The 19400-nt window shown below is 48.3% G+C and carries 19 protein-coding genes and 1 other RNA gene; 12 read left to right on the top strand and 8 right to left on the bottom strand.

Features of this window, described 5'->3' with window-relative positions; translation table 11 throughout:
- Positions 1-75 precede the first annotated feature (75 nt).
- The 5 genes from IEV19_RS11700 to ppgK all read left to right on the top strand — a co-directional run bounded on the left by IEV19_RS11700 (position 76) and on the right by ppgK (position 5323).
- Positions 76-1737: an aryl-sulfate sulfotransferase gene (locus tag IEV19_RS11700; RefSeq protein WP_188370923.1), complete on the top strand. Its 1662-nt coding sequence runs from the start codon at positions 76-78 to the stop codon at positions 1735-1737.
- 25 nt (positions 1738-1762) lie between these two features.
- A complete protein-coding gene (locus tag IEV19_RS11695; RefSeq protein ID WP_188370922.1) occupies positions 1763-2443 on the top strand; it encodes a sulfotransferase family protein in 681 nt (226 codons plus the stop codon).
- 37 nt (positions 2444-2480) lie between these two features.
- Positions 2481-3659 (top strand): MFS transporter, encoded by a 1179-nt coding sequence (locus IEV19_RS11690; RefSeq protein WP_188370921.1) that lies wholly within the window; start codon positions 2481-2483, stop codon positions 3657-3659.
- Positions 3660-3674: 15 nt separating this feature from the next.
- Positions 3675-4487 carry an NUDIX hydrolase gene (locus tag IEV19_RS11685; RefSeq protein ID WP_229732590.1) on the top strand — a complete coding sequence of 271 codons (813 nt, stop codon included), beginning with the start codon at positions 3675-3677 and terminating at the stop codon, positions 4485-4487.
- Between the two features lie 83 nt (positions 4488-4570).
- Positions 4571-5323: a polyphosphate--glucose phosphotransferase gene (ppgK, locus tag IEV19_RS11680; RefSeq protein WP_188370920.1), complete on the top strand. Its 753-nt coding sequence runs from the start codon at positions 4571-4573 to the stop codon at positions 5321-5323.
- 45 nt (positions 5324-5368) lie between these two features.
- Here the strand turns inward: ppgK and typA are convergent, their stop codons facing one another.
- Complete coding sequence (gene typA, locus IEV19_RS11675; RefSeq protein ID WP_188370919.1) at positions 5369-7162, bottom strand: translational GTPase TypA; 1794 nt, start codon at positions 7160-7162, stop codon at positions 5369-5371.
- 153 nt (positions 7163-7315) lie between these two features.
- On the opposite strand from typA, the gene kdsA reads away from it, so the two are divergent.
- On the top strand, positions 7316-8137 hold the full coding sequence (kdsA, locus tag IEV19_RS11670; RefSeq protein WP_188371317.1) for a 3-deoxy-8-phosphooctulonate synthase: 822 nt from the start codon (positions 7316-7318) through the stop codon (positions 8135-8137).
- 9 nt (positions 8138-8146) lie between these two features.
- Here the strand turns inward: kdsA and IEV19_RS11665 are convergent, their stop codons facing one another.
- A complete protein-coding gene (locus tag IEV19_RS11665) occupies positions 8147-8506 on the bottom strand; it encodes a DUF1801 domain-containing protein (protein WP_188370918.1) in 360 nt (119 codons plus the stop codon).
- Between the two features lie 6 nt (positions 8507-8512).
- Positions 8513-8779: a hypothetical protein gene (locus tag IEV19_RS11660; protein WP_188370917.1), complete on the bottom strand. Its 267-nt coding sequence runs from the start codon at positions 8777-8779 to the stop codon at positions 8513-8515.
- Between the two features lie 72 nt (positions 8780-8851).
- Between IEV19_RS11660 and IEV19_RS11655 the strand changes: the two genes are divergently transcribed.
- Positions 8852-9970, top strand: a complete 1119-nt coding sequence (locus IEV19_RS11655; protein WP_188370916.1) for an Sb-PDE family phosphodiesterase — start codon at positions 8852-8854, stop codon at positions 9968-9970.
- A gap of 3 nt (positions 9971-9973) precedes the next feature.
- Here the strand turns inward: IEV19_RS11655 and IEV19_RS11650 are convergent, their stop codons facing one another.
- On the bottom strand, positions 9974-11179 hold the full coding sequence (locus tag IEV19_RS11650) for an NAD(P)-dependent oxidoreductase (RefSeq protein ID WP_188371316.1): 1206 nt from the start codon (positions 11177-11179) through the stop codon (positions 9974-9976).
- 109 nt (positions 11180-11288) lie between these two features.
- Here IEV19_RS11650 and ssrA point away from each other — a divergent pair.
- From ssrA to IEV19_RS11625, 5 genes are all read left to right on the top strand, one after another.
- Positions 11289-11685, top strand: a transfer-messenger RNA (tmRNA) gene (gene ssrA / locus IEV19_RS11645).
- Between the two features lie 944 nt (positions 11686-12629).
- Positions 12630-13016 carry a PKD domain-containing protein gene (locus tag IEV19_RS11640; protein WP_188370915.1) on the top strand — a complete coding sequence of 129 codons (387 nt, stop codon included), beginning with the start codon at positions 12630-12632 and terminating at the stop codon, positions 13014-13016.
- 162 nt (positions 13017-13178) lie between these two features.
- Positions 13179-13400, top strand: coding sequence for a hypothetical protein (locus IEV19_RS11635; RefSeq protein ID WP_188370914.1), 222 nt, complete (start codon positions 13179-13181; stop codon positions 13398-13400).
- 147 nt (positions 13401-13547) lie between these two features.
- A complete protein-coding gene (locus IEV19_RS11630; RefSeq protein WP_188370913.1) occupies positions 13548-13877 on the top strand; it encodes a YegP family protein in 330 nt (109 codons plus the stop codon).
- A gap of 87 nt (positions 13878-13964) precedes the next feature.
- The gene (locus IEV19_RS11625) at positions 13965-15359 is read left to right on the top strand and encodes an exonuclease domain-containing protein (protein WP_229732589.1); all 1395 of its coding nucleotides are present in this window, start codon (positions 13965-13967) and stop codon (positions 15357-15359) included.
- A 110-nt stretch (positions 15360-15469) separates the two neighbouring features.
- On the opposite strand, the gene IEV19_RS11620 is transcribed toward IEV19_RS11625, so the two are convergent.
- The 4 genes from IEV19_RS11620 to IEV19_RS11605 form a co-directional block, all read right to left on the bottom strand.
- Positions 15470-15652 (bottom strand): hypothetical protein, encoded by a 183-nt coding sequence (locus IEV19_RS11620; protein WP_188370912.1) that lies wholly within the window; start codon positions 15650-15652, stop codon positions 15470-15472.
- A gap of 168 nt (positions 15653-15820) precedes the next feature.
- Entirely contained in the window at positions 15821-16033 is a 213-nt protein-coding gene (locus IEV19_RS11615; RefSeq protein WP_188370911.1) for a YgaP family membrane protein, read from the bottom strand.
- A 152-nt stretch (positions 16034-16185) separates the two neighbouring features.
- Entirely contained in the window at positions 16186-17595 is a 1410-nt protein-coding gene (locus tag IEV19_RS11610; protein ID WP_188370910.1) for an MBL fold metallo-hydrolase, read from the bottom strand.
- Between the two features lie 48 nt (positions 17596-17643).
- A complete protein-coding gene (locus IEV19_RS11605) occupies positions 17644-19383 on the bottom strand; it encodes a SulP family inorganic anion transporter (protein WP_188370909.1) in 1740 nt (579 codons plus the stop codon).
- Positions 19384-19400 lie beyond the last annotated feature (17 nt).

The following is a 19400-nucleotide window of genomic DNA, read 5'->3' as shown; positions in this document are numbered from 1 at the left end:
CTATTCCCTCCCACTTATTTTTATCGGGATATAGGAAAAAAGCGTATCTTTCCTTACTGACCAACCTAAACCATTATGAGAACAAATTTTTACGCTTGTTCGCTACTCCTCCTTACCCTATTATCCTGTAAATCCGAAGCTCCACCGAAGACAGATGTGGCCGCTCTGGAGGTTCGGGAATGGAAACCGGAGGACGTACGCAGTATGTCAGGGGCACTAGCCGATCGCGGCCTGATCTACGATTCCGAAGAAGACACGGAAGGCTATGTCCTGTATGAACCCCCTACCAGTACGTACACTTTCCTGGTAGACAAGAATGGAGAAGTGGTCCACCAATGGCAATCAGACCTCAATTCCATGAATTCCTACCTCCAGCCCAACGGTCATCTCATCCGAATGGAAAGGGATGAGGATTTTACAACCTTTGCTGCCGGGGGCCAATCCGGGAGGATCAAAGAATACGACTGGGATGGTAATCTCATCTGGGATTTTTCATATCACAGTGAAACCTATCTCACCCACCACGATATCGAGATCCTGCCCAACGGGAATATCCTGGCCATCTCTTATGACGCCCTGAGTGAGGAGGAAACTCTAAACGCCGGCATGGACCCCAAACATATTCCCAAAGCGGGGATATGGCTGGATAAGATCATCGAGATAGAACCGACCCGACCCCAGGGTGGTAATATTGTCTGGGAATGGCGGATGCAGGACCACCTGATCCAGGATTTTGATCCTGAAAAAAAGAATTACGGGGTGGTTTCTGATCATCCCAGGAAAATCAATATCAACATTCAAAGCGATGAAGTGGGATCTCCAATGACCCAGGAACGGCTCGATCAGATGAAACAAATGGGTTTCCTGACTTCTAATGCCACTGTAGACAATCGGGGTTCCGATATCGTCCATACAAATGCCGTTTCCTATAACCCTGATCTGGATCAGATCGTTATCAGTGTTCCCGGGTACGGGGAGATCTTTGTGATCGATCACAGTACCACAACCGAGGAGGCAAGGGGGGATTCCGGGGGTCGATGGGGCCACGGAGGGGACCTCCTCTATCGATGGGGAAATCCGGCCAATTACGGAAAAGGCGCGGAAGAGGACCAGCAGCTATACGGGCAACACGACAGTAAATGGATTCCCGAAGGATATCCCGGAGCGGGCAATCTCATGGTATACAACAACGATATTCCCCATCCCGATAACAAACTCCCAAACATGTGGGCATCTCTGGCGGGTAAGACCGATCCTGAAATGAATGTGGCTGTTGGGGATGTAGGCAATTATTCTGCGGTCCACGAATGGTCTATTCCATCGGAAGAAACAGGCGTTTATGAACCAGGGGAGGAAGGGGTATTCGGACCCGCAGAACCCGACTGGACTTATACGGCTCCGGATCTTTATTCTATGTACTCTGCCTTTATCTCGGGAGCCCACCGGCTCAGGAACGGACATACGTTTATCACCCAGGGAATGCAGGGAAGGCTCATAGAAATCGATGAAAACGGCAAGCTGGTTTGGGAATACTGGACCCCTTACAAGTTCGATTACACCCTGCCGGACGGCTCCCCAGCCCAACCTACTGGACCTTTTATCTTCGGTCTGTTCAGGGCTACCCTGTATCCCCAGGATCATCCGGCATTTACCGGAAAAACTTTATCCCCCCTGGACCCGCAACCAGAACCCTTTGTTCTGGAAATGCCTCCGGCTACGGATGAACCAGCACAATAACATTAACCGATAAAAACCAACAGATATGTCAATTAAAATAATAGGAGCAGGATTCCCGAGAACCGGGACAACCACACTGAAAAGATCCCTTGAAATGCTCGGATTCAAAAGGGTTTACCATATGAAAGAACTCCTGGTAAATCCGCATAATTTGCATTACTGGAAAACCCTTTCGGAAACAGGGGACACGGATTGGGAGGGCTTGTATGATGGGTATGATGCCACGGTCGACTTTCCCGGATATCCCTGGTACAAGGAGCATATGAATCGCTACCCGGATGCCCGGGTCATTCTCACGGTAAGGGATTTCGAGGACTGGTACCGAAGTGTGGACAGTACTGTATTCCGGGCCGGACCCCAGACACCGGGGGAGAAACTCAAGATGATGGGCAAACTCCTCTTCAGCAGCCGGGCCAGGAATGTGGTTCAGTGTATAAAATTCTTTAAGAAGACCTTTTTTGCCGGGGAGATGAGCGGTCAGTTCGAAGACAAGGCACACGCTAAAAAAGTATGGGAAAACCACCTTGCGGAGGTAAAGCGATATGTCCCAAAAGATAAATTACTGGTCTATGATGTCAGGGACGGATGGGCCCCGCTCTGCGACTTCCTGGGAGTTGAAGCCCCTAAAGAGGAACTGCCTCACCTCAACAAAAAGGAAAACTTTAAGGCAATGCTGCCCAAACTGATGAAAGGTGAAATGGCCTGAGGCCGCTTCCCTTTCTTAAACTAAGGAATTCCCCTATATGAACTCCCAATCCTGGCAGGTCAAGGCCACATTGCTGCTGGTGAGCAGCCTCACTATCATGTCGATGATCACCATCTCGGCTTCCCTGCCCGATATGACGCGTTCCTTCTCTGACATCCCAAACAGTGAAGGGTTAGTGAAGTTATCATTATCCTTTCCGGGCCTGTTCATAGCCCTGAGTGCTATCGTTGCCGGTATCATAATCGACCGGACGGGCCGGCTCAAATTATTGGGTATTGCCCTTGTCCTGTATGCCCTTGGAGGAACTTCGGGATACTGGCTCAACAATCTTTATGGGATCCTGGCCGGAAGGGCCCTTCTCGGGATCTCGGTAGGTATTTCCATGACGATCGTCACCACCCTCGTGGCCGATTATTACCAGGGAAAGTCGAGGCAGCAGTTTGCCGGATTGCAGATCGCCGTTATGTCGCTTGCTGGAATCCTCTTTATAACCCTTGGCGGCTTCCTGGCCGATATAGGGTGGAGAGTGCCTTTCCTGCTCTATTTCTTTTCCCTCCTGATCCTGCCTGCAGCCTACCTGCACCTTAAGGAACCAAAGCGGGAACGTGAAACATCCGATTCTGTCAGAGGTATACGCTCCCCCCGAATAATCTGGCTCATCTTTGCCAATGTGATGCTGATGTGGATCATCTTCTTTATCATCCCGGTTCAGATCCCGTTTTACCTCAAGGAGATCGGGGTGGAAAAGAACGCCATGATCGGGGTCGCTATCGCAGCGAGCACCTTGTTCTCTGCGGTCTCTTCCTTCTCCTACAGCCGGATAAGAGACATACTGGGTTTCAGGCAGATCTTCGCCCTGGGGTATTTTCTCATGGCCCTCGCCTTTGTCTCTATCGCCTTCGGGAATTCTTATGGCATGGTGCTCCTCGGGATGTTACTGGCAGGCCTCGGGATGGGACTTATGATCCCTAATGCCAATCTCTGGGTCATGCACCTGGCACCTCAGGAGATACGGGGTAAAGAGATCGGCAGGCTGACCACTTTTTGGTTCCTGGGACAGTTCCTTTCTCCCCTAGTCCTCCTGCCCTTCTTGAATTTTCTTACCCTGTCCCGCCTGTTTCATATCCTGGCAATGGTCCTGTTCGGCCTCACTATTATCTTTGTGATATGGTACTGGCTAGCCCCAAAGCCTTATGTCCCTGAAGAATCCAAATAACAAAGGACCCCTTCTTTGATACGCAAGAAAAAACAAGAAGCCCCGGATAAAAAGATGCACCCTCTCATTGGGGTATTGCTCTTTTTGATCTCCCTGATCCTGTTGGTCATCACAGGCCCCCTGGGTTTTCTCTATGGACTATTCCACAGTTTGTTCAAGAGGGGACTTACCGGAGTGGGCGAGTATTTGTTAAAGATCGCCATCTCTGTTGACCAACTCGGCAATGTGCTTATGCAGCACCTCCTCAACCTGCTTTGGATCCGGAAGGGTGGCTATCCGTTCGGCAACCGGGATGAGACCATCTCGAGTGCCCTTGGGCGGAATAAAAAACTGGGGATGCTCACAGGATTCGGAAAGTTTATCGATGGCTTCCTCGATATGATCGACCCGAACCACTCCCTTAACTCTATCGACTATTATGTTGAGCCTTCCCGTAACCTGATAGACAAACTCGGATGGGTCTATGTGGTTGATAAAAAGGTTCTCTGCGTGAGGAGCAGGAACAAAGACCTTTTCTATATCCCGGGAGGAAAGAGGGATAAAGGAGAATCCGACCTGATGGCATTAAGCCGGGAGATAGGCGAAGAATTACAGGTCACCCTGAAACCCGAAAGTTTCCGTTTCCTGGGTTCTTTTGAGGCCCAGGCCGATGAGAAACCTCCCGGTGTAATGGTGCGCATTCGGTGCTACGAGTCTGAATTCAAGGGAGAATTAAAACCCGCTTCGGAGATCGAAGAGATGAAATGGCTGGGTATTGGCAACAAAGATCAGGTCTCAGCTGCAGGCAGGCTGGTATTCGACTACCTAAAGCAGGAAGACCGGATATAAAGCCTTTATACTATCATCTTCTTAATTTTGTTACTTTTACGGCCGACTAACCAGGCGAGATTCGCTCACATATTATAGTTTACATGATAGTTTTGGGAATAGACATCGGAGGATCGGGTATGAAAGGTGCCCTTGTGGATTCTGTAACAGGAGAAATGCTGACTGAGCGATACCGTATCCCCACACCTGCCTCCCGAAAACCCAAACCCATGGCCAAGGTGGTCCGGCAGATCGTAGAGCATTTCAACTATGAAGGACCTATAGGGTGTGGCTTCCCCACTACCCTCAGACACGGGGTCTGCAAGTCGAAGGGAAACCTTCACAAAAAGTGGGTAGGTGTCAATGTCAAAGAATTATTCAGTGAAGCCACGGGCCTTCCTGTCACAGTGATCAATGATGCAGACGCAGCCGGTTATGCCACCATGAACTACGGGGTGGGAAAAGGCAAGAACGGGTTTGTGGTCATGATCACCATCGGTACCGGACTCGGCAGTGGTGCTTTCTGGGACGGGGAACTCGTCCCGAACTTTGAACTGGGACAAATCCCGTACAAGGAATTCGATAAGATAGAAACCTGGGCTGCCGCCTCCGCCAAGGAGAAAGAAGACCTCAGCTATGAGGAATGGGGAAAGCGATTCAATATCTTTCTGCAATATGTAGAGATCCTGGTCTCTCCGGATCTGATTATCCTGGGAGGGGGCACTTCCAAGGACTTTGATGAATACAAGGATTTTATCACTATCGAGACCCCGGTAATCCCTGCCGGACTTCAAAATCACGCCGGGATCATCGGTGCGGCCGCAGCAGCGGTTCACCATCCTATCACCCTCGATTGATCGTATATCACATATAAAAAAAAGCGCCGGTTGGCGCTTTTTCTTTTACTTGTTCCGCTTGCGGTCCACCTCTTTCAGGTGGATCTTCCTCAAGCGAATGTGCTTTGGGGTCACTTCCACGTACTCGTCCTTCTGAATGTACTCAAGGGCCTCTTCCAGAGAGAATTTGATGGCGGGTACAATCCTGGCCTTCTCATCCGCTCCTGCAGACCGGACATTGGAGAGTTTTTTAGTCTTGGTGACATTGATGGTCATGTCGTCTCCCCTAGAATTCTCACCGATCACCTGCCCTTCGTAAATATCTTCTCCCGGATCGATAAAGAAACGGCCTCTCTCCTGTAGTTTGTCGATAGAATAAGGGATGGCCTTGCCGTTCTCCATGGAGACCAATGAGCCATTTTGCCTTTGGGGGATATCCCCCTTCATCGGTTGGTATTCCAAAAAGCGGTGTGCCATGATAGCTTCCCCGGCTGTAGCGGTGAGGAGTTGATTCCTCAACCCTATGATCCCACGGGAAGGTATCTGGAATTCACAGATCATCCTGTCACCCTTGGATTCCATCCCTATCATTTCCCCTTTGCGGATGGCCACCATTTCCACGGCCTTTCCGGAAACTTCCTCCGGAAGATCGATGGTAAGATGTTCCACGGGCTCGCATTTAACCCCGTTTATCTCCTTGATGATTACCTGTGGCTGTCCGATCTGTACCTCGTAACCCTCCCGTCTCATGGTCTCGATCAGAACTGAGAGGTGTAATACCCCCCGGCCGAAAACCATGAATCTATCCGCACTGTCGGTTTCTTCCACGCGCAAAGCGAGGTTTTTTTCCAGCTCTTTTTCCAGGCGCTCCTTGATGTGCCTTGAGGTCACGTATTTACCATCCTGTCCGAAGAATGGACTGTCATTGATAGTGAACAGCATGCTCATGGTGGGCTCATCTATGGCGATGGTCTTCAAGGCCTGAGGAGCCTCGAAATCTGCGATGGTATCCCCGATCTCAAAGCCTTCCAATCCGACCACGGCACAAATATCCCCTGTAGCCACCTGAGCCACCTTGATCCTGCCCAGGCCCTCGAAGGTGTAGAGTTCCTTGATCTTCGACTTCACCTGTGCGCCATTGCGCTTGACCAAAGTGATCTGTTGTCCTTCTTTCAGGCTCCCTCTCTGCAATCTACCGATGGCTATCCTGCCGGTGAAGGAAGAATAGTCGAGAGAAGTGATCAGCATCTGGGTATTTCCCTGCTCCGGCTTGAATTCAGGAATATTTTCCAGGACCATTTCCAACAAAGGTTCTATGGACTGGGTGGGCTTCTTCCAGTCGGCACTCATCCAGTTGTGCTTTGCGGAGCCGTAGACTACCGGGAAATCCAGCTGCCATTCTTCTGCCCCCAGTTCAAACATCAGGTCGAATACTTTTTCATGCACCTCTTCAGGAGTACAGTTCTCCTTATCGACCTTGTTTATGACCACACAGGGTTTGAGCCCAAGGCTCAGAGCTTTTTGCAGGACAAAACGGGTCTGTGGCATTGGCCCCTCAAAGGCGTCTACCAGCAGCAATACTCCATCTGCCATGTTCAGCACCCTTTCAACCTCTCCGCCAAAATCGGCGTGGCCGGGGGTATCAATGATATTGATCTTGGTCCCCTTGTACGTGACGGACACATTCTTGGAGACAATGGTGATCCCCCTTTCCCTTTCAAGGTCGTTGTTGTCGAGGATCAGGTCTCCTGTCTTCTCATTCTCGCGGAAAAGCTGGCAAAAATGGAGGATCTTGTCTACCAGGGTCGTCTTTCCGTGGTCTACGTGGGCGATGATGGCAATATTCTTGGTCACAGACATCTTCTTGTTTTGAGCGCGCAAAGATACTGCTATTTTCGGGTTGAGATAACAAAGTTGTGTTTTTTTTAGCAGGCTGATTTTGAGCGGTTTCCGAAAGGAATACCTCGTCTGAAAAATGGACTCAAATTCCTACCTTTGCGCAAAATAGTTCTCATGGATTTCACCCGGATTCCTCAACTCAGACATACGGACAGCAAACAATTCTTCCTTCTCTCCGGCCCTTGTGCCATTGAAGGGGAAGATATGGCCCTGCGGATCGCAGAGCAAATTGTTCAAGTGACCGACAGGCTCAGGATCCCCTATGTTTTCAAAGGGAGTTTCAAGAAGGCGAACCGCAGTCGGGTGGATTCCTTTACGGGGATCGGGGATGAAAAGGCCCTGAAGATCCTGAGAAAGGTCTCTGAAACTTTTAAAGTGCCTACCATCACGGACATCCATGAGGTTTCGGACGCAGAAAAGGCGGCAGAATACGTGGATATCCTTCAAATTCCGGCTTTCCTGGTCCGCCAGACCGACCTGGTCATCGCTGCTGCCCAGACTGGGAAGACCGTGAACCTCAAAAAAGGCCAGTTTATGAGTCCGGAAAGCATGAAACACGCCGTGGCCAAGGTCACAGATTCGGGAAATGAGCAGGTGATCATCACAGACCGTGGCACCATGTTCGGGTATCAGGATATGATCGTAGATTTCAGGGGAGTTCCGACCATGAAGCAGTACGCTCCCGTGGTGCTGGATGTCACCCATTCCCTGCAGCAGCCGAATCAGTCGTCCGGCGTCACAGGAGGCAGGCCTGCCCTTATCAGCACTATGGCCCGGGCCGGGATCGCAGCCGGGGTGGACGGGCTCTTTATGGAGACACATTTTGATCCCGCCAACGCCAAAAGCGACGGGGCCAATATGCTGCCCCTGGACAGGCTCGAAAAACTACTGACCGATCTGACCAAGCTCAGGGCTACGATCAACAGCCTGGATTAATCCCTGCTTTTAATTGTAAAATTTCCTGTCCCTGACCGAGTAGGCATCCTTCAGGACATCGGTTAGTACCTGGTCATCGATGGCCTCCAGGGAACGATATCGCAGGGATTTCATCACCTTTCTTCCTTCGGTGACCATGTGCTCTGTATGCACAGTCAGGTAAGCAGCCTTGAAAAACCCGATATCGACGTAGTCTTTAGACCGGTTGAGATAACAAAAGGGCTTACCCTCCAGATAGAAAAAGGGAATCCGCCATTTGTATTTCATTTCTGCTTCAGGAATGGCTTGTTCAACTACTGTTTGCAAGTGCAGTAACATTGAACGGAACGGTTCCGGCTGGTTCAAAATGTACTCGGAAGCAGGATTCATTATACATCAGGTGCAACAAGCCCCGTTGATCTCCCTTTCAAAGTCACTTTCGATCTTGCGGGAAAATCGGACAGGAGTTTGCGGTGATATCGTGATATTCTTCGATATCAGATCCACGTCAAAATGAAAACAGGAAAAATCACCATCGCATTCCTTTTCCAGTCTGGCCATCAAAAACTTTGTTATTTTAGGACGTAACTGGTACTCCAGTTCTATGCAGTATCTCCGGATGCCTTCATCCAGCTCATTGGAAAGGATCCAATTGAATTTCACGTGGATTCTGATTTTTAAGAACTTGAAATATATTAATTTCCAGCAATAAGTATTCAACACTGAATAAAAAACATGCGATACACTACAATTCTGTTAAGCGCGATCTTCCTCCACACCATTTTTTCTCAGGCCCAGGATCACAGCCATGCCCATGGCCATGCGTTGATGTATCCCGACATTCCGGGTTACGTCACCATTAAAGCCGACCTGCACCAGCACACTGTTTTTTCCGACGGGGAAGTCTGGCCCTCGATCAGGGTCATGGAAGCCTTGCGCGAAAATCTGGACGCCATCTCCCTTACGGAACACCTGGAATACCAGCCCCATAAGGAGGACATCCCTCACCCTGATAGAAACCGGTCTTATGTGTTGGCAATGCAGGAAGCTGAGAACCACGGGCTGATGATCATTCACGGTTCCGAGATCACCAGGGATTCTCCAATCGGGCATAGTAATGCCCTGTTTATAAGTGATGCCAACACTCTTCTGGATGAAGATCCCAAGGTCCCCTTCAGCGAGGCCAAAAAACAGGGAGCTTTTATTTTTTGGAACCATCCGGCATGGTACAGACAGAGCCCCAGCGGAAATCCCATCATTAGCGAATTTCAACTGGAACGCATAAAAGCAGGTGAACTACATGGGATTGAGGTCATCAATGAATACGATTATGCCGAAGAATCCCTGGCCATAGCCATGGAGCACAACCTAACCATCATGGGAACCTCCGATATTCACGGTCTCATCGATTGGCAATACCTGGAAAAAGGAGGCCATCGTCCTATCACTTTGGTCTTTGCCAGGGAGAAAAGTCCGGAGAGCATGAAAGAGGCGCTTTTTTCCGGTAAAACGGTTGCCGTTTACAATTCCCTTTTTGTAGGAAAGCCTGAATTCCTCATTCCGCTTTTACATGCCTGTGTACAAGTCAACTCCGCAAACTATATTCCGAACACGGATATCTTAAAAGTGGAACTGGAGAATGTCTCCAGCAGCGACCTCCTGTTCGAAAATAAAATGGAATACACGTTCTACAGCAAGCCGCCGGTATTTGAGATACCGGCTAAGAAGAAAGCAATCCTGCAGATCAAGACCCTTGAAAGAAAAGAAATAATCATGCTCAGGTTAAACGCTTTGGGGGCTTATACAGCGCCCGGGGTCCATCCTGAGGTACAATGGGAACTGAAGCCGGAATAGGCCTTATTCCTTCCCGTCTACATAGTCCTGCAGGTAAGCGTATCTCTCGGTGAGTCTGCCATTCGATGTCATCCTGGCCCTTTCCAGTATACCGTCCTTATCTCCGTTAAAGAATGATGGGATCACGTGGTCTACAAAGGTCTGCCCAAATCCTTCACTCGCATCCCTTGGCAATTCTGCAGGCAGGTTGTCCACAGCCATCACAGCGATCGCATCCGGATTCCGGTAATCCGTTTCTGCCTCTTTAGCGGGGTCATACCCGTAGATGGGATCGGCTATGGTAGAGGCCCTCAGGGTGGAGGCCACAGGGCCGTCAATATCACAGCTGACATCGGCCACCGTGCTTATCTTGAAATCAGGCCGTTTCGCATCCTCCCTGGTAAAAAGGTAGGGGGCGCCATCTCCGTAAAAATGACCGGCAATGTAGAGATCAGAGACCCTGGCGAATCGCATAAAGGTAGATTCGTATGCTTCAGGGTGGTCAAAGAAATCCTGCATCGGCAATTGCTGCCCGTCCTTCCGCCGGTTGTAATCCAGGACATCGATCTGGCAAAAGACCGGAACATCGAAATTCTTCTCCAGGTAATCTGTTATGGACACCTCATTGAGTCCCATTCCATCCAGGATCTCCTTTGCGCCGTTCCCAACCCTGCCTTTCCCTGTAAGCAGGATCCTGGCAGGGGGCATGTCTACCTTTTTCAGTTCATTGATCAGGGCCTTTTTGTCTTTCAGAGTCTCCGCCTTGGGGAGCTCAAAAGAACCGCTTTTAAATCCGAAGGCGCGTATCCCGTTGTAGGCCCCCACGATCCCTGCGTAACGTCCGAATGCTACAAGTCGGATTCCTTTTGAATTTGTGATCACCTCATGGTCGTATAATTCGATGTTCTTTTCCAGGATAGCCCGAAGCAATTTGCGGTTATAGGGTTGTTTTTTGATCGTATGGGAGAAGAAAAAATATTTCTTATCCGGTACCAGGGCTTCAACAGGTACCTCCTTTACTCCTATGAGCACATCGCAGTCGGCAATCGAATCTGAGACGCGAATTCCGGAATCCCTGTATTCCTGATCGGTAAAAACGCGAATGGGGGAGGATTCTACCGTGATTTCAGCCTCGGGAAAGGATTTCAGGACATTGTGGCAGGCTCCGGGGGACAGCACAACCCTTTTATCAGGTGGGTTTTTTCGCTCCCTGATGATTCCGAAATGTATCATAGGATTTGGTATGGAATTTGCTCAAAATTACACGGATTTCAGTCGGGGCGCAAACTTTTTGGTATCTTTGCAATCCTTCTGGAAACAGGACGTTCTTAAACTTATTGGGGCCGACTGGTTTTGACAGCGAGACCAATGGCATTGTAAGCATGTCGAGCGCTGGGATACAGCTCGTAAATCTCATATTTCACACTTTTAAATGGCGAATCTAATTACGCTCTTGCCGCTTAATCTGAATTATAGTAGGATATAGCCTCGTCCCTGCAAGGCAGGGAAGCGAGATGTCCCGGGATAGCCCTTGTTGATGGCGATCCATACCGGGGCACCATAAAAATCAACATAGGATCTCCGTAGCTTCGGCGGAGGTTCAAAAACAAAGAAGCTAAGTACAGGGTAGGCGGTTCCTGGTCAGCCTTGTATCGAAAATCGAACAGGTCCTAAACATGTAGAAAGCAGTGGTATTGCTTGTTTGGACGGGAGTTCGATTCTCCCCGGCTCCACGATCACTCACAAACCCCGCCTTGAGGCGGGGTTTTTCGTTTCCTGAGGCCGTACAGAGCTCGCTCTGTAAAGGACGCAGGGAACGAAAGACCGCTTTGCCAAAGGCAAAGCTGGGTTTGTAGTTGCAGGACGGGAGCTCAGGAGAACACCGAGCGCAGAGAGGTAATCTCCCATTTTATAAGATGTTGAAAAATTAGATGCGGAAAAAGACAATAACCGCTTTGCCTCTGGCAAAGCCGGGTTTGTAATTGCAGGACCGGAGCTCAGGAGAACACCGAGCGCAGAGAGGTAATCTCCCATTTTATAAGAATGTTGAAAAATTAAATGCGGAAAAAGACAATAACCGCTTTGCCTCTGGCTAAGCCGGGTTTGTACCTGCCTGCCGACAGGCAGGTTTGCAGGACGGGAGCTCAGGAGAACACCGCAGGTAATCTCCCCAAATACCAACAATCTCAAACTTGAGAAAACGCCAAGCTCGCTTAAGCGTTTTATATGCGACAAGCTGCCCATTGCACAAGCAATGGGTATTTTATTTGCAATATCGAAGACCCGGAGAATAGGGCGCAAAGCGCGGTAATCTCCCATTCAATTCAGATAAGCTTTACATACAAACTGCAAAAGGGCAAAGCCGGGTTTGTATCTGCCTGAAGGCAGGCAGGTTTGCAGGACGGGAACTCAGGAAAACACCGATCCCAATAGCTATCGGGATTATCGTGATGGGTAATCCCCCCAACAATTCGAGTAAACTTTTTAATCTCGTTGCGAATAGAAAATTGTCCACTTGACTATTTCTAAAAACCTCAGGATACTCAATGCACAGGCAAAGGATAGAGCACTATATACGTCTCTCTGACATATGCCCGAAATTTCTGATCCGGACAGTGGATTAGGCTTTTTAATCGATCATTTCTGGAAATTACTATTTTTAGGTCCAAATTTGATCCGTATGAAATACACCAGGATTTTAGTCTTGATCACTGTACTCTTACTGCATGTTCAGTGTTCCAATGATGAAGACAATTCCATGCCCGAACCCAGCAGTCCGCCCATTGCGGAATTCGATGCCCTGGCCACCACGATCCGGGCCGGTACACGGGTGCAATTCGTGAATGGGTCCGCCAATGCCACTTCGTACCAGTGGTCCTTCCCCGGGGGTACGCCTGACAGCAGTACGGAAGTGGAACCCTTTATCCAATATTTGAATCCCGGCACCTATGACGTGACCCTCATCGCGATCAACAGCGAAGGAAATGATACGCTGACCCGGGAGAATTTTATTACTGTGGTCGACCCTAATTCTTTACAGGGTATGGACCAGGGAACTGCGAACTGAATCCCTCCGTAACAGTACGACCTTTAGAGTACTACACTCTTATATAGTCCATGGCGTCTTTGCTTTTCCTTAAGGAAATAATAGGAAAAGTTTATGAGATTAGGGTGGTGCCACCATTTAAATCTTTCCTATCTTTTCCGTTATAATAAGATTTGCTGAATTATGGATTTACTAAAAAGAGCAGAGACATTTGAGAACATGAAAATGAGCCATATGTCTACCAGTGACAGAGTACAGGCATCCAGGGATGCCAAAGAATTGATCCTGGCATTAAACGAGATCTACAAGAAGACAAGGGAACCTGAACTCATGGATCTTATGAAAAGGCTTACCGAGAAAAAACAGAAGATAGAAAAAAGGTTAAAAGGTTCTCCTGTGATTTGATACCCCTCTAAATCACAGGTCGGTAATTTTAGCCGGAAAACTGATAAAACAACAATAATCCACAGTAAAATGTGGATTATTTTTTATCTCCTTGCCAAAAAAAATGGTATTTAATAGTAAATTTGAAAAAATTCAAACTACTTCAAAATGGGCAAATTCGAAATTAAAAAAGACAAATCAGGGCAATTCAGATTTAATCTAAAAGCAGGTAACGGTCAGGTCATCCTTTCCAGTGAAGCCTACAAGACCAAAGCCGCCTGTGAAAATGGAATTGAATCCGTCCGAAAAAATTCCAAAAACGACGGAATGTTTGAACGTAAGGTTGCTAAAAATGGCAAGCCTTATTTCAGCCTCAAGGCCACCAACGGTCAGGAAATTGGCGCCAGCCAGATGTATGCCTCTACCTCTTCTATGGCCAATGGGATAGCTTCCGTTAAAAAGAACGCCCCTTCCGCTAAAGTGGTAGACAATTCTTAATTAGTTCCTGAGGAACATCTGTTATTTTATGAAATCAGACAAAGGGCAACTGCAGTTGCCCTTTTTTTGCGTTTACACTACCTTTAATTGGAATTTTCGTTAGGGGTGTATTGCATAGTCGACATAGAGACCACGGGGAACGGTATCAAAGGAAATAAGATCACAGAGATCTCAATTTTTAAATTTTCAGAGGGTCGGATCATTGATGAATTCACCTCTCTCGTCAATCCCGGGTGCGAAATACCTTCTTTTATAACCGGACTTACCGGTATTGACAATGATACGGTGCGCGACTCCCCCCCGTTAAGAGATATAGCCGATGACATCCTGAGGATCACAGAGGGTTGTATCTTTGTTGCCCATAGCGTGAATTTCGACTACCACGTTATCAAGAACGAGTTTCAGGAACTTGGGATTACATTCACCAGAAAGAAATTATGTACGGTCCGCCTTGCAAGGACCGTGTACCCGGGATTCAGATCGTACAGCCTTGGCAAATTGTGTACATCCCTGAACATTCCGCTGGAAGACAGGCACAGGGCAAGGGGTGATGCCAGGGCCACCGTCATTCTCTTCAAACGGATCCTGGCTACTCCTGGAATCGATATCACCCTGAAGAAATTCCTCAATGCCAGATCCCAGGAAGCTACCCTCCCCCCTTCTCTTCCCCGGACTCAATACGAAAGGCTGCCTCAGAAACCGGGGGTCTATTATTTCAAAAATTCCAAAGGCGAGATCATCTATACCGGCAAAGCAAAAAATATAAAGAAGAGGGTGCTGGGCCACTTCTACGACCGGAGTGAGAAAGAGGTACGCATGTGCCGGGCGACCCAAAAAATAGAGTTCGACCTATCCGGAAATGAACTGGTCGCTCTCCTAATGGAGAACCAGGCCATCAAAAAACATTTTCCCGTGTACAACCAGGCACAAAAGAGAAAGGTACAGGGGATAGCGATCTTTTCCTATGAAGACCGGGAAGGCATACTGCACCTGGCCATTACCAGAGCAGGTGGTGTTCCCAATCCTATAGCCATCCTGTATTCCCTGACAGAGAGCCGTGAATTTCTGGAAAAACTCTGTGCCCGATTTGAGCTCTGTCCTAAATACTGCCATCTTCAGGAAGGGGTGGCACGTTGCAACCATTTCAGGTTGGGCCCCTGTTCGGGGATCTGCCGGGGGGAAGAGCGCATTGAAGAATACAATGCCAAGGTAAGGCAAGCGATCTCATCACTTGCAGATGAAAGGGAGAATTTTATCATAAAGGAGAAAGGGAGAAATCCCGATGAAGATGCCCTTGTGGTGGTAAGGGATGGCCTTTACTACGGGTATGGCTTTGTCCCTAAAGAAACACCTGTGTCCTCTATAGAGGATATACTGGCATTTGTAACACCTCAGAAGGAGACGCTGGAAGACCGCAGGCTCATTAGCTCATACGTGCTCAGGAACAGTGGAAACCTGATGGAAATAGGGCAGGCAAAATAGCCAGAGCTCTTATTGCTTCTTATTGAGTTCCTTGTACATCCGTATCACAAAAACCATCCAGATCACAAAGATCAGGCCGACAAAGAGAGAATATGCCAGTATAAAATCCATCACTTCCTGTATTTGAAATAGTTCATGAATCCTAAGATGGTAGGCGCCCAGAAAGCGATGAAGATGGCGTCGAGCTTGTGGCCCGTAAGGTACATGTATTCAGAAACGACAATGATGGAAAGTACGACCAGGAGCAGTATCACATTGATGACCCCTACACTGCGAATGAAATTTTTAAGCATTGTCCGTTGTTCTCTTGACTAAATTAAAAAAATCCCCTTTATGAAATGGGGATTTTGAAATAATTTGGTGATACAGGAATAATTATTCCTGATACGTATGATACAGACGGCTAATGCATACATGCCATCGAAATTCCAAGTATATGGGAATTATAAATACAACGTGTACTAACCTCGCTTGTTTACCGGGCAGGTGTTTAAACCGAACAGGCCGTAAAGCGGACAAAAACCTACAAGGCTGGTAAGGAGAAAGATAGCTGTGATGGTCAGAAGTATATATGAATACATGCCTTCAACTACATCGTAATACACCAAAGCCGCAGCTACCAGTGCAATCACAACCCGAATGACCTTGTCAAGTGCTCCCATATTTTTTTTCATGTGTTCTCAATTTCAGGTTAGGTAATATATAAGCCGGGCTATCAGGTAAATGATGCCTAAACAAAGGATACAGACCCCGATAAACTTGGTCAGTTTAGTCCATTTCACCCTGCAATACTACATCTATTCCCAGTTCCGTCCTATGATATCTGTCATAAAGTGGTAGGGCAGACGTAATCACTCACTTCCAGGCCTGCTTGCTTGATCGCATCGAATCCGCCGCCGACATCAACCAGGTTGTGAATACCCCTGCTCTTGAGGATAGAGGCAGCGATCACGGAACGGTACCCTCCGGCACAGTGCATATAGAAAGGTTGATCATCCGGAAATTCCGCCAGATGCTCATTGAGGGTATCCAGGGGTGTATTTTCAGCTCCGACCAGGTGCTCCGACTTATATTCGGATTCCTTCCTGACATCGAAGACAGGGGTAGACTTTTCTGAGAGCTCCTTTTTCAGTTCTGCAGCGGGCTTGGATTTGATACTGTCGATCTCTTTCCCTGCCTTTTTCCAGGAGTCGAATCCTCCTTCCAGGTAACCCAGGGTGTTGTCAAAGCCCACCCTTGAAAGCCTGGTTACAGCTTCTTCTTCTTTCCCGTCCGGTGTAACCAACAGAATACTTTGGGTAACATCTGCTATCAGGGCACCCACCCAGGGAGCGAAATCCCCGTTGAGCCCGATAAAGATCGACCTTGGGATGTGTCCTTTGACGAATTCCTGCTGCGTCCGTACATCGAGAACGATAGCTTCGGATTCATTGGCCAGAGCCTCAAAATCATCAGGGTTCAAGGCTGTTTTGCCTCTTTTTAGCACTACCCCAATATCTTCATATCCCTCCTTGTTCATCTTCACATTCAAAGGGAAGTATTTTGGGGGTGGCAAAAGACCTTCTGTTACTTCATCTATGAATTCCTCCCGGGTCATATCAGCGCGAAGGGCATAATTCATCTTCTTCTGATTCCCCAGGGTATCCACGGTCTCTTTCATCATATTTTTACCGCAGGCAGATCCGGCCCCATGAGCTGGATATACCGTAATATCATCGGGCAGGGGCATGATCTTTTCTCTCAGGCTGTCGTACAGCATCCCAGCTAGCTCTTCCTGGGTAAGATGAGCCGCCTTTTGCGCCAGATCAGGCCTTCCGACGTCTCCCAGGAAAAGGGTATCGCCTGAAAAAATTGCTATATCCTTCCCTTTGGCATCCCTGAGCAGATAGGTAGTACTCTCCATGGTATGACCTGGCGTATGCAGGACCTTGATAGTGAGGTCTCCTATCTTAAATTCTTCCCCATCCTTGGCGATATAGGCCTCAAAGGAAGGATCGGCCTTCGGCCCGTAAATAATGGGCGCCCCTGTTTCCTTAGACAGGGTGATATGTCCACTGACAAAGTCGGCATGAAAATGCGTTTCAAAAACGTATTTAATCTTCGCATTATCCTTAGCTGCCCTTTTTATGTAAGGAGAGATCTCCCTCAGAGGGTCGATTATAGCTGCTTCCCCTTTGCTTTCTATGTAGTAGGCACCTTGTGCCAGGCATCCTGTATAAATCTGTTCTATGGTCATCGTTTCAATACTTAATTCACTGCAAAAATAAGGGATAATCGCCTAGCTTCAGTAACTCTGGTTACCAAGCGGGTTGCGCTGAAGGGCTACTTTATCCTTTACTCCGTCCTTTACTGATGGATGGTCAAAGAATTCGACCGCCTCTCTAGTTTCCACAAAAAGGCACGCCTTGGGTAGTAGATCCATGATTCCACTAGTGAATAGAATATCCCTGGTAGGACCTATGGCTCCGGCGATAAAAAAGTGCACCCCTTTTCCATAGAGGTTTTCTATAAGTTTCTTCAAGGCCATGGCGGCAGAGGAGTCTATGTAATTGATTGCCTCCGCATTCAGGATCACTGCTTTCAGGGCAGGTCCTTTCTCCTCAATAAGCTCCGTTAGATGTGTTTTAAAGAAATTGGCATTTCCAAAATAAAGCTGGGCGTCGAACCGTACTATCAGAAGGTCGGGTCTGACTATGGCATCAGATGCAAATCGGTTCACGTTCCTGTAATATGGGGTCCCCCGAATGTTCCCCAATACGGCAACATGAGGATTTGAGGTGCGGTAAACCATCAGTAACAAGGAGATCAGGACTCCGGTCAGAATTCCCTCCATGATCCCGACGAAAAGCGTCAGAATAAAAGTTGTGACCAGGACCAGGAACTCGTCCTTCCTGTACTGCCATAAAATTTTGGCATAATTGGCGTCTACAAGCCCGTACACTGACACCATGATAATACTGGCCAGAACGGCATTAGGGAGGTAATAAAAAAGTGGTGTGAGAAAGAGCAAAGTAAGCAATACCGTTCCTGCTGTGAAAAGCGTAGCCAAATTGGTTTTGGGCTTTGCCTCGTAATAAATAGCAGACCTCGAAAAACTGGAGGTAATAGGATAGGACTGAAAAAGGGACCCTGCCATATTGGAAAGGCCCAGGGCGACCAATTCCTTATTTGCCTTCAGGCCATCCCCATTCATCTTATCCTCCACCCCTTTACCTATGGTGATGGTCTCCAGGTATCCCACCAGCGCAAGAGTAAGGGCAATGGGCCACAGATCTGTCAGCACACTCCACTTTATCTCAGGAAAAGTGGCAGAAGGCAAACCCTTTGGCACCTCGCCGACGATCCCTACACCATACTGAACCAACTGCAGGAAGTAAACGGCCAAAATCCCCAGAACCACTACCATCAGAATATACGGCAGCTTCCTGTTCCACTTTTTCAGTACTACCATAAGCAGAATCCCAACTATCCCAATACTCAGGTCGATGGGATTGATCTCGTCCACGTGCTGAAATGCATTCCACAAGATCAGGTGCAACTGGCTGCTACCCTCCATTTCTATACCCAGCAGGTATTTAAGCTGACTGAACATGATGATCAATGCAGCGGCCGAGGTAAAACCACTGATCACAGGTTTTGACAGGAAATTGACCAGAAATCCCATTCTGAAAACCCCGAGTAAGAACTGAATTCCCCCTACCAGAAAGGCCAGGGCGATGGCCATAGCTATGTAATTGTCAGGACCCACGGAGGCGATTGCCCCAAGTCCTGCCGCAACAAGCAAGGAATCCATGGCCACCGGACCTACCCCAAGGGCCCGGGAAGTACCGAAAAACATATAGACCACCAGGGGAACCATGGAAGCGTAGAGACCGTATACCGCAGGCAACCCGGCAATCAGGGCATAGGCAAGTCCCTGAGGGATCAGCACAATGGCTACCGTAACCCCCGCTATAAGGTCGTGCGGAAGGAAAGACCACCTGTACTTTTTGATCCAGTCTAAAAACGGTAGTATTTTATTCATTTTATGGTGGTGTACAG

This window comes from Muriicola marianensis, assembly GCF_014638095.1.
GTDB classification, from domain to species: Bacteria; Bacteroidota; Bacteroidia; order Flavobacteriales; family Flavobacteriaceae; genus Muriicola; species Muriicola marianensis.
This window is presented reverse-complemented; position numbering and strand designations above follow the sequence as displayed.

Bases quoted from the DNA above. Each gene is read 5' to 3' on its own strand.
- IEV19_RS11700 (WP_188370923.1), top strand. From the start codon at position 76: ATGAGAACAAATTTTTACGCTTGTTCGCTACTCCTCCTTACCCTATTA.
- IEV19_RS11695 (WP_188370922.1), top strand. From the start codon at position 1,763: ATGTCAATTAAAATAATAGGAGCAGGATTCCCGAGAACCGGGACAACC.
- IEV19_RS11690 (WP_188370921.1), top strand. From the start codon at position 2,481: ATGAACTCCCAATCCTGGCAGGTCAAGGCCACATTGCTGCTGGTGAGC.
- ppgK (WP_188370920.1), top strand. From the start codon at position 4,571: ATGATAGTTTTGGGAATAGACATCGGAGGATCGGGTATGAAAGGTGCC.
- typA (WP_188370919.1), bottom strand. From the start codon at position 7,162: ATGTCTGTGACCAAGAATATTGCCATCATCGCCCACGTAGACCACGGA.
- kdsA (WP_188371317.1), top strand. From the start codon at position 7,316: ATGGATTTCACCCGGATTCCTCAACTCAGACATACGGACAGCAAACAA.
- IEV19_RS11665 (WP_188370918.1), bottom strand. From the start codon at position 8,506: ATGAATCCTGCTTCCGAGTACATTTTGAACCAGCCGGAACCGTTCCGT.
- IEV19_RS11655 (WP_188370916.1), top strand. From the start codon at position 8,852: ATGCGATACACTACAATTCTGTTAAGCGCGATCTTCCTCCACACCATT.
- IEV19_RS11640 (WP_188370915.1), top strand. From the start codon at position 12,630: ATGAAATACACCAGGATTTTAGTCTTGATCACTGTACTCTTACTGCAT.
- IEV19_RS11635 (WP_188370914.1), top strand. From the start codon at position 13,179: ATGGATTTACTAAAAAGAGCAGAGACATTTGAGAACATGAAAATGAGC.
- IEV19_RS11630 (WP_188370913.1), top strand. From the start codon at position 13,548: ATGGGCAAATTCGAAATTAAAAAAGACAAATCAGGGCAATTCAGATTT.
- IEV19_RS11620 (WP_188370912.1), bottom strand. From the start codon at position 15,652: ATGCTTAAAAATTTCATTCGCAGTGTAGGGGTCATCAATGTGATACTG.
- IEV19_RS11615 (WP_188370911.1), bottom strand. From the start codon at position 16,033: ATGAAAAAAAATATGGGAGCACTTGACAAGGTCATTCGGGTTGTGATT.
- IEV19_RS11610 (WP_188370910.1), bottom strand. From the start codon at position 17,595: ATGACCATAGAACAGATTTATACAGGATGCCTGGCACAAGGTGCCTAC.
- IEV19_RS11605 (WP_188370909.1), bottom strand. From the start codon at position 19,383: ATGAATAAAATACTACCGTTTTTAGACTGGATCAAAAAGTACAGGTGG.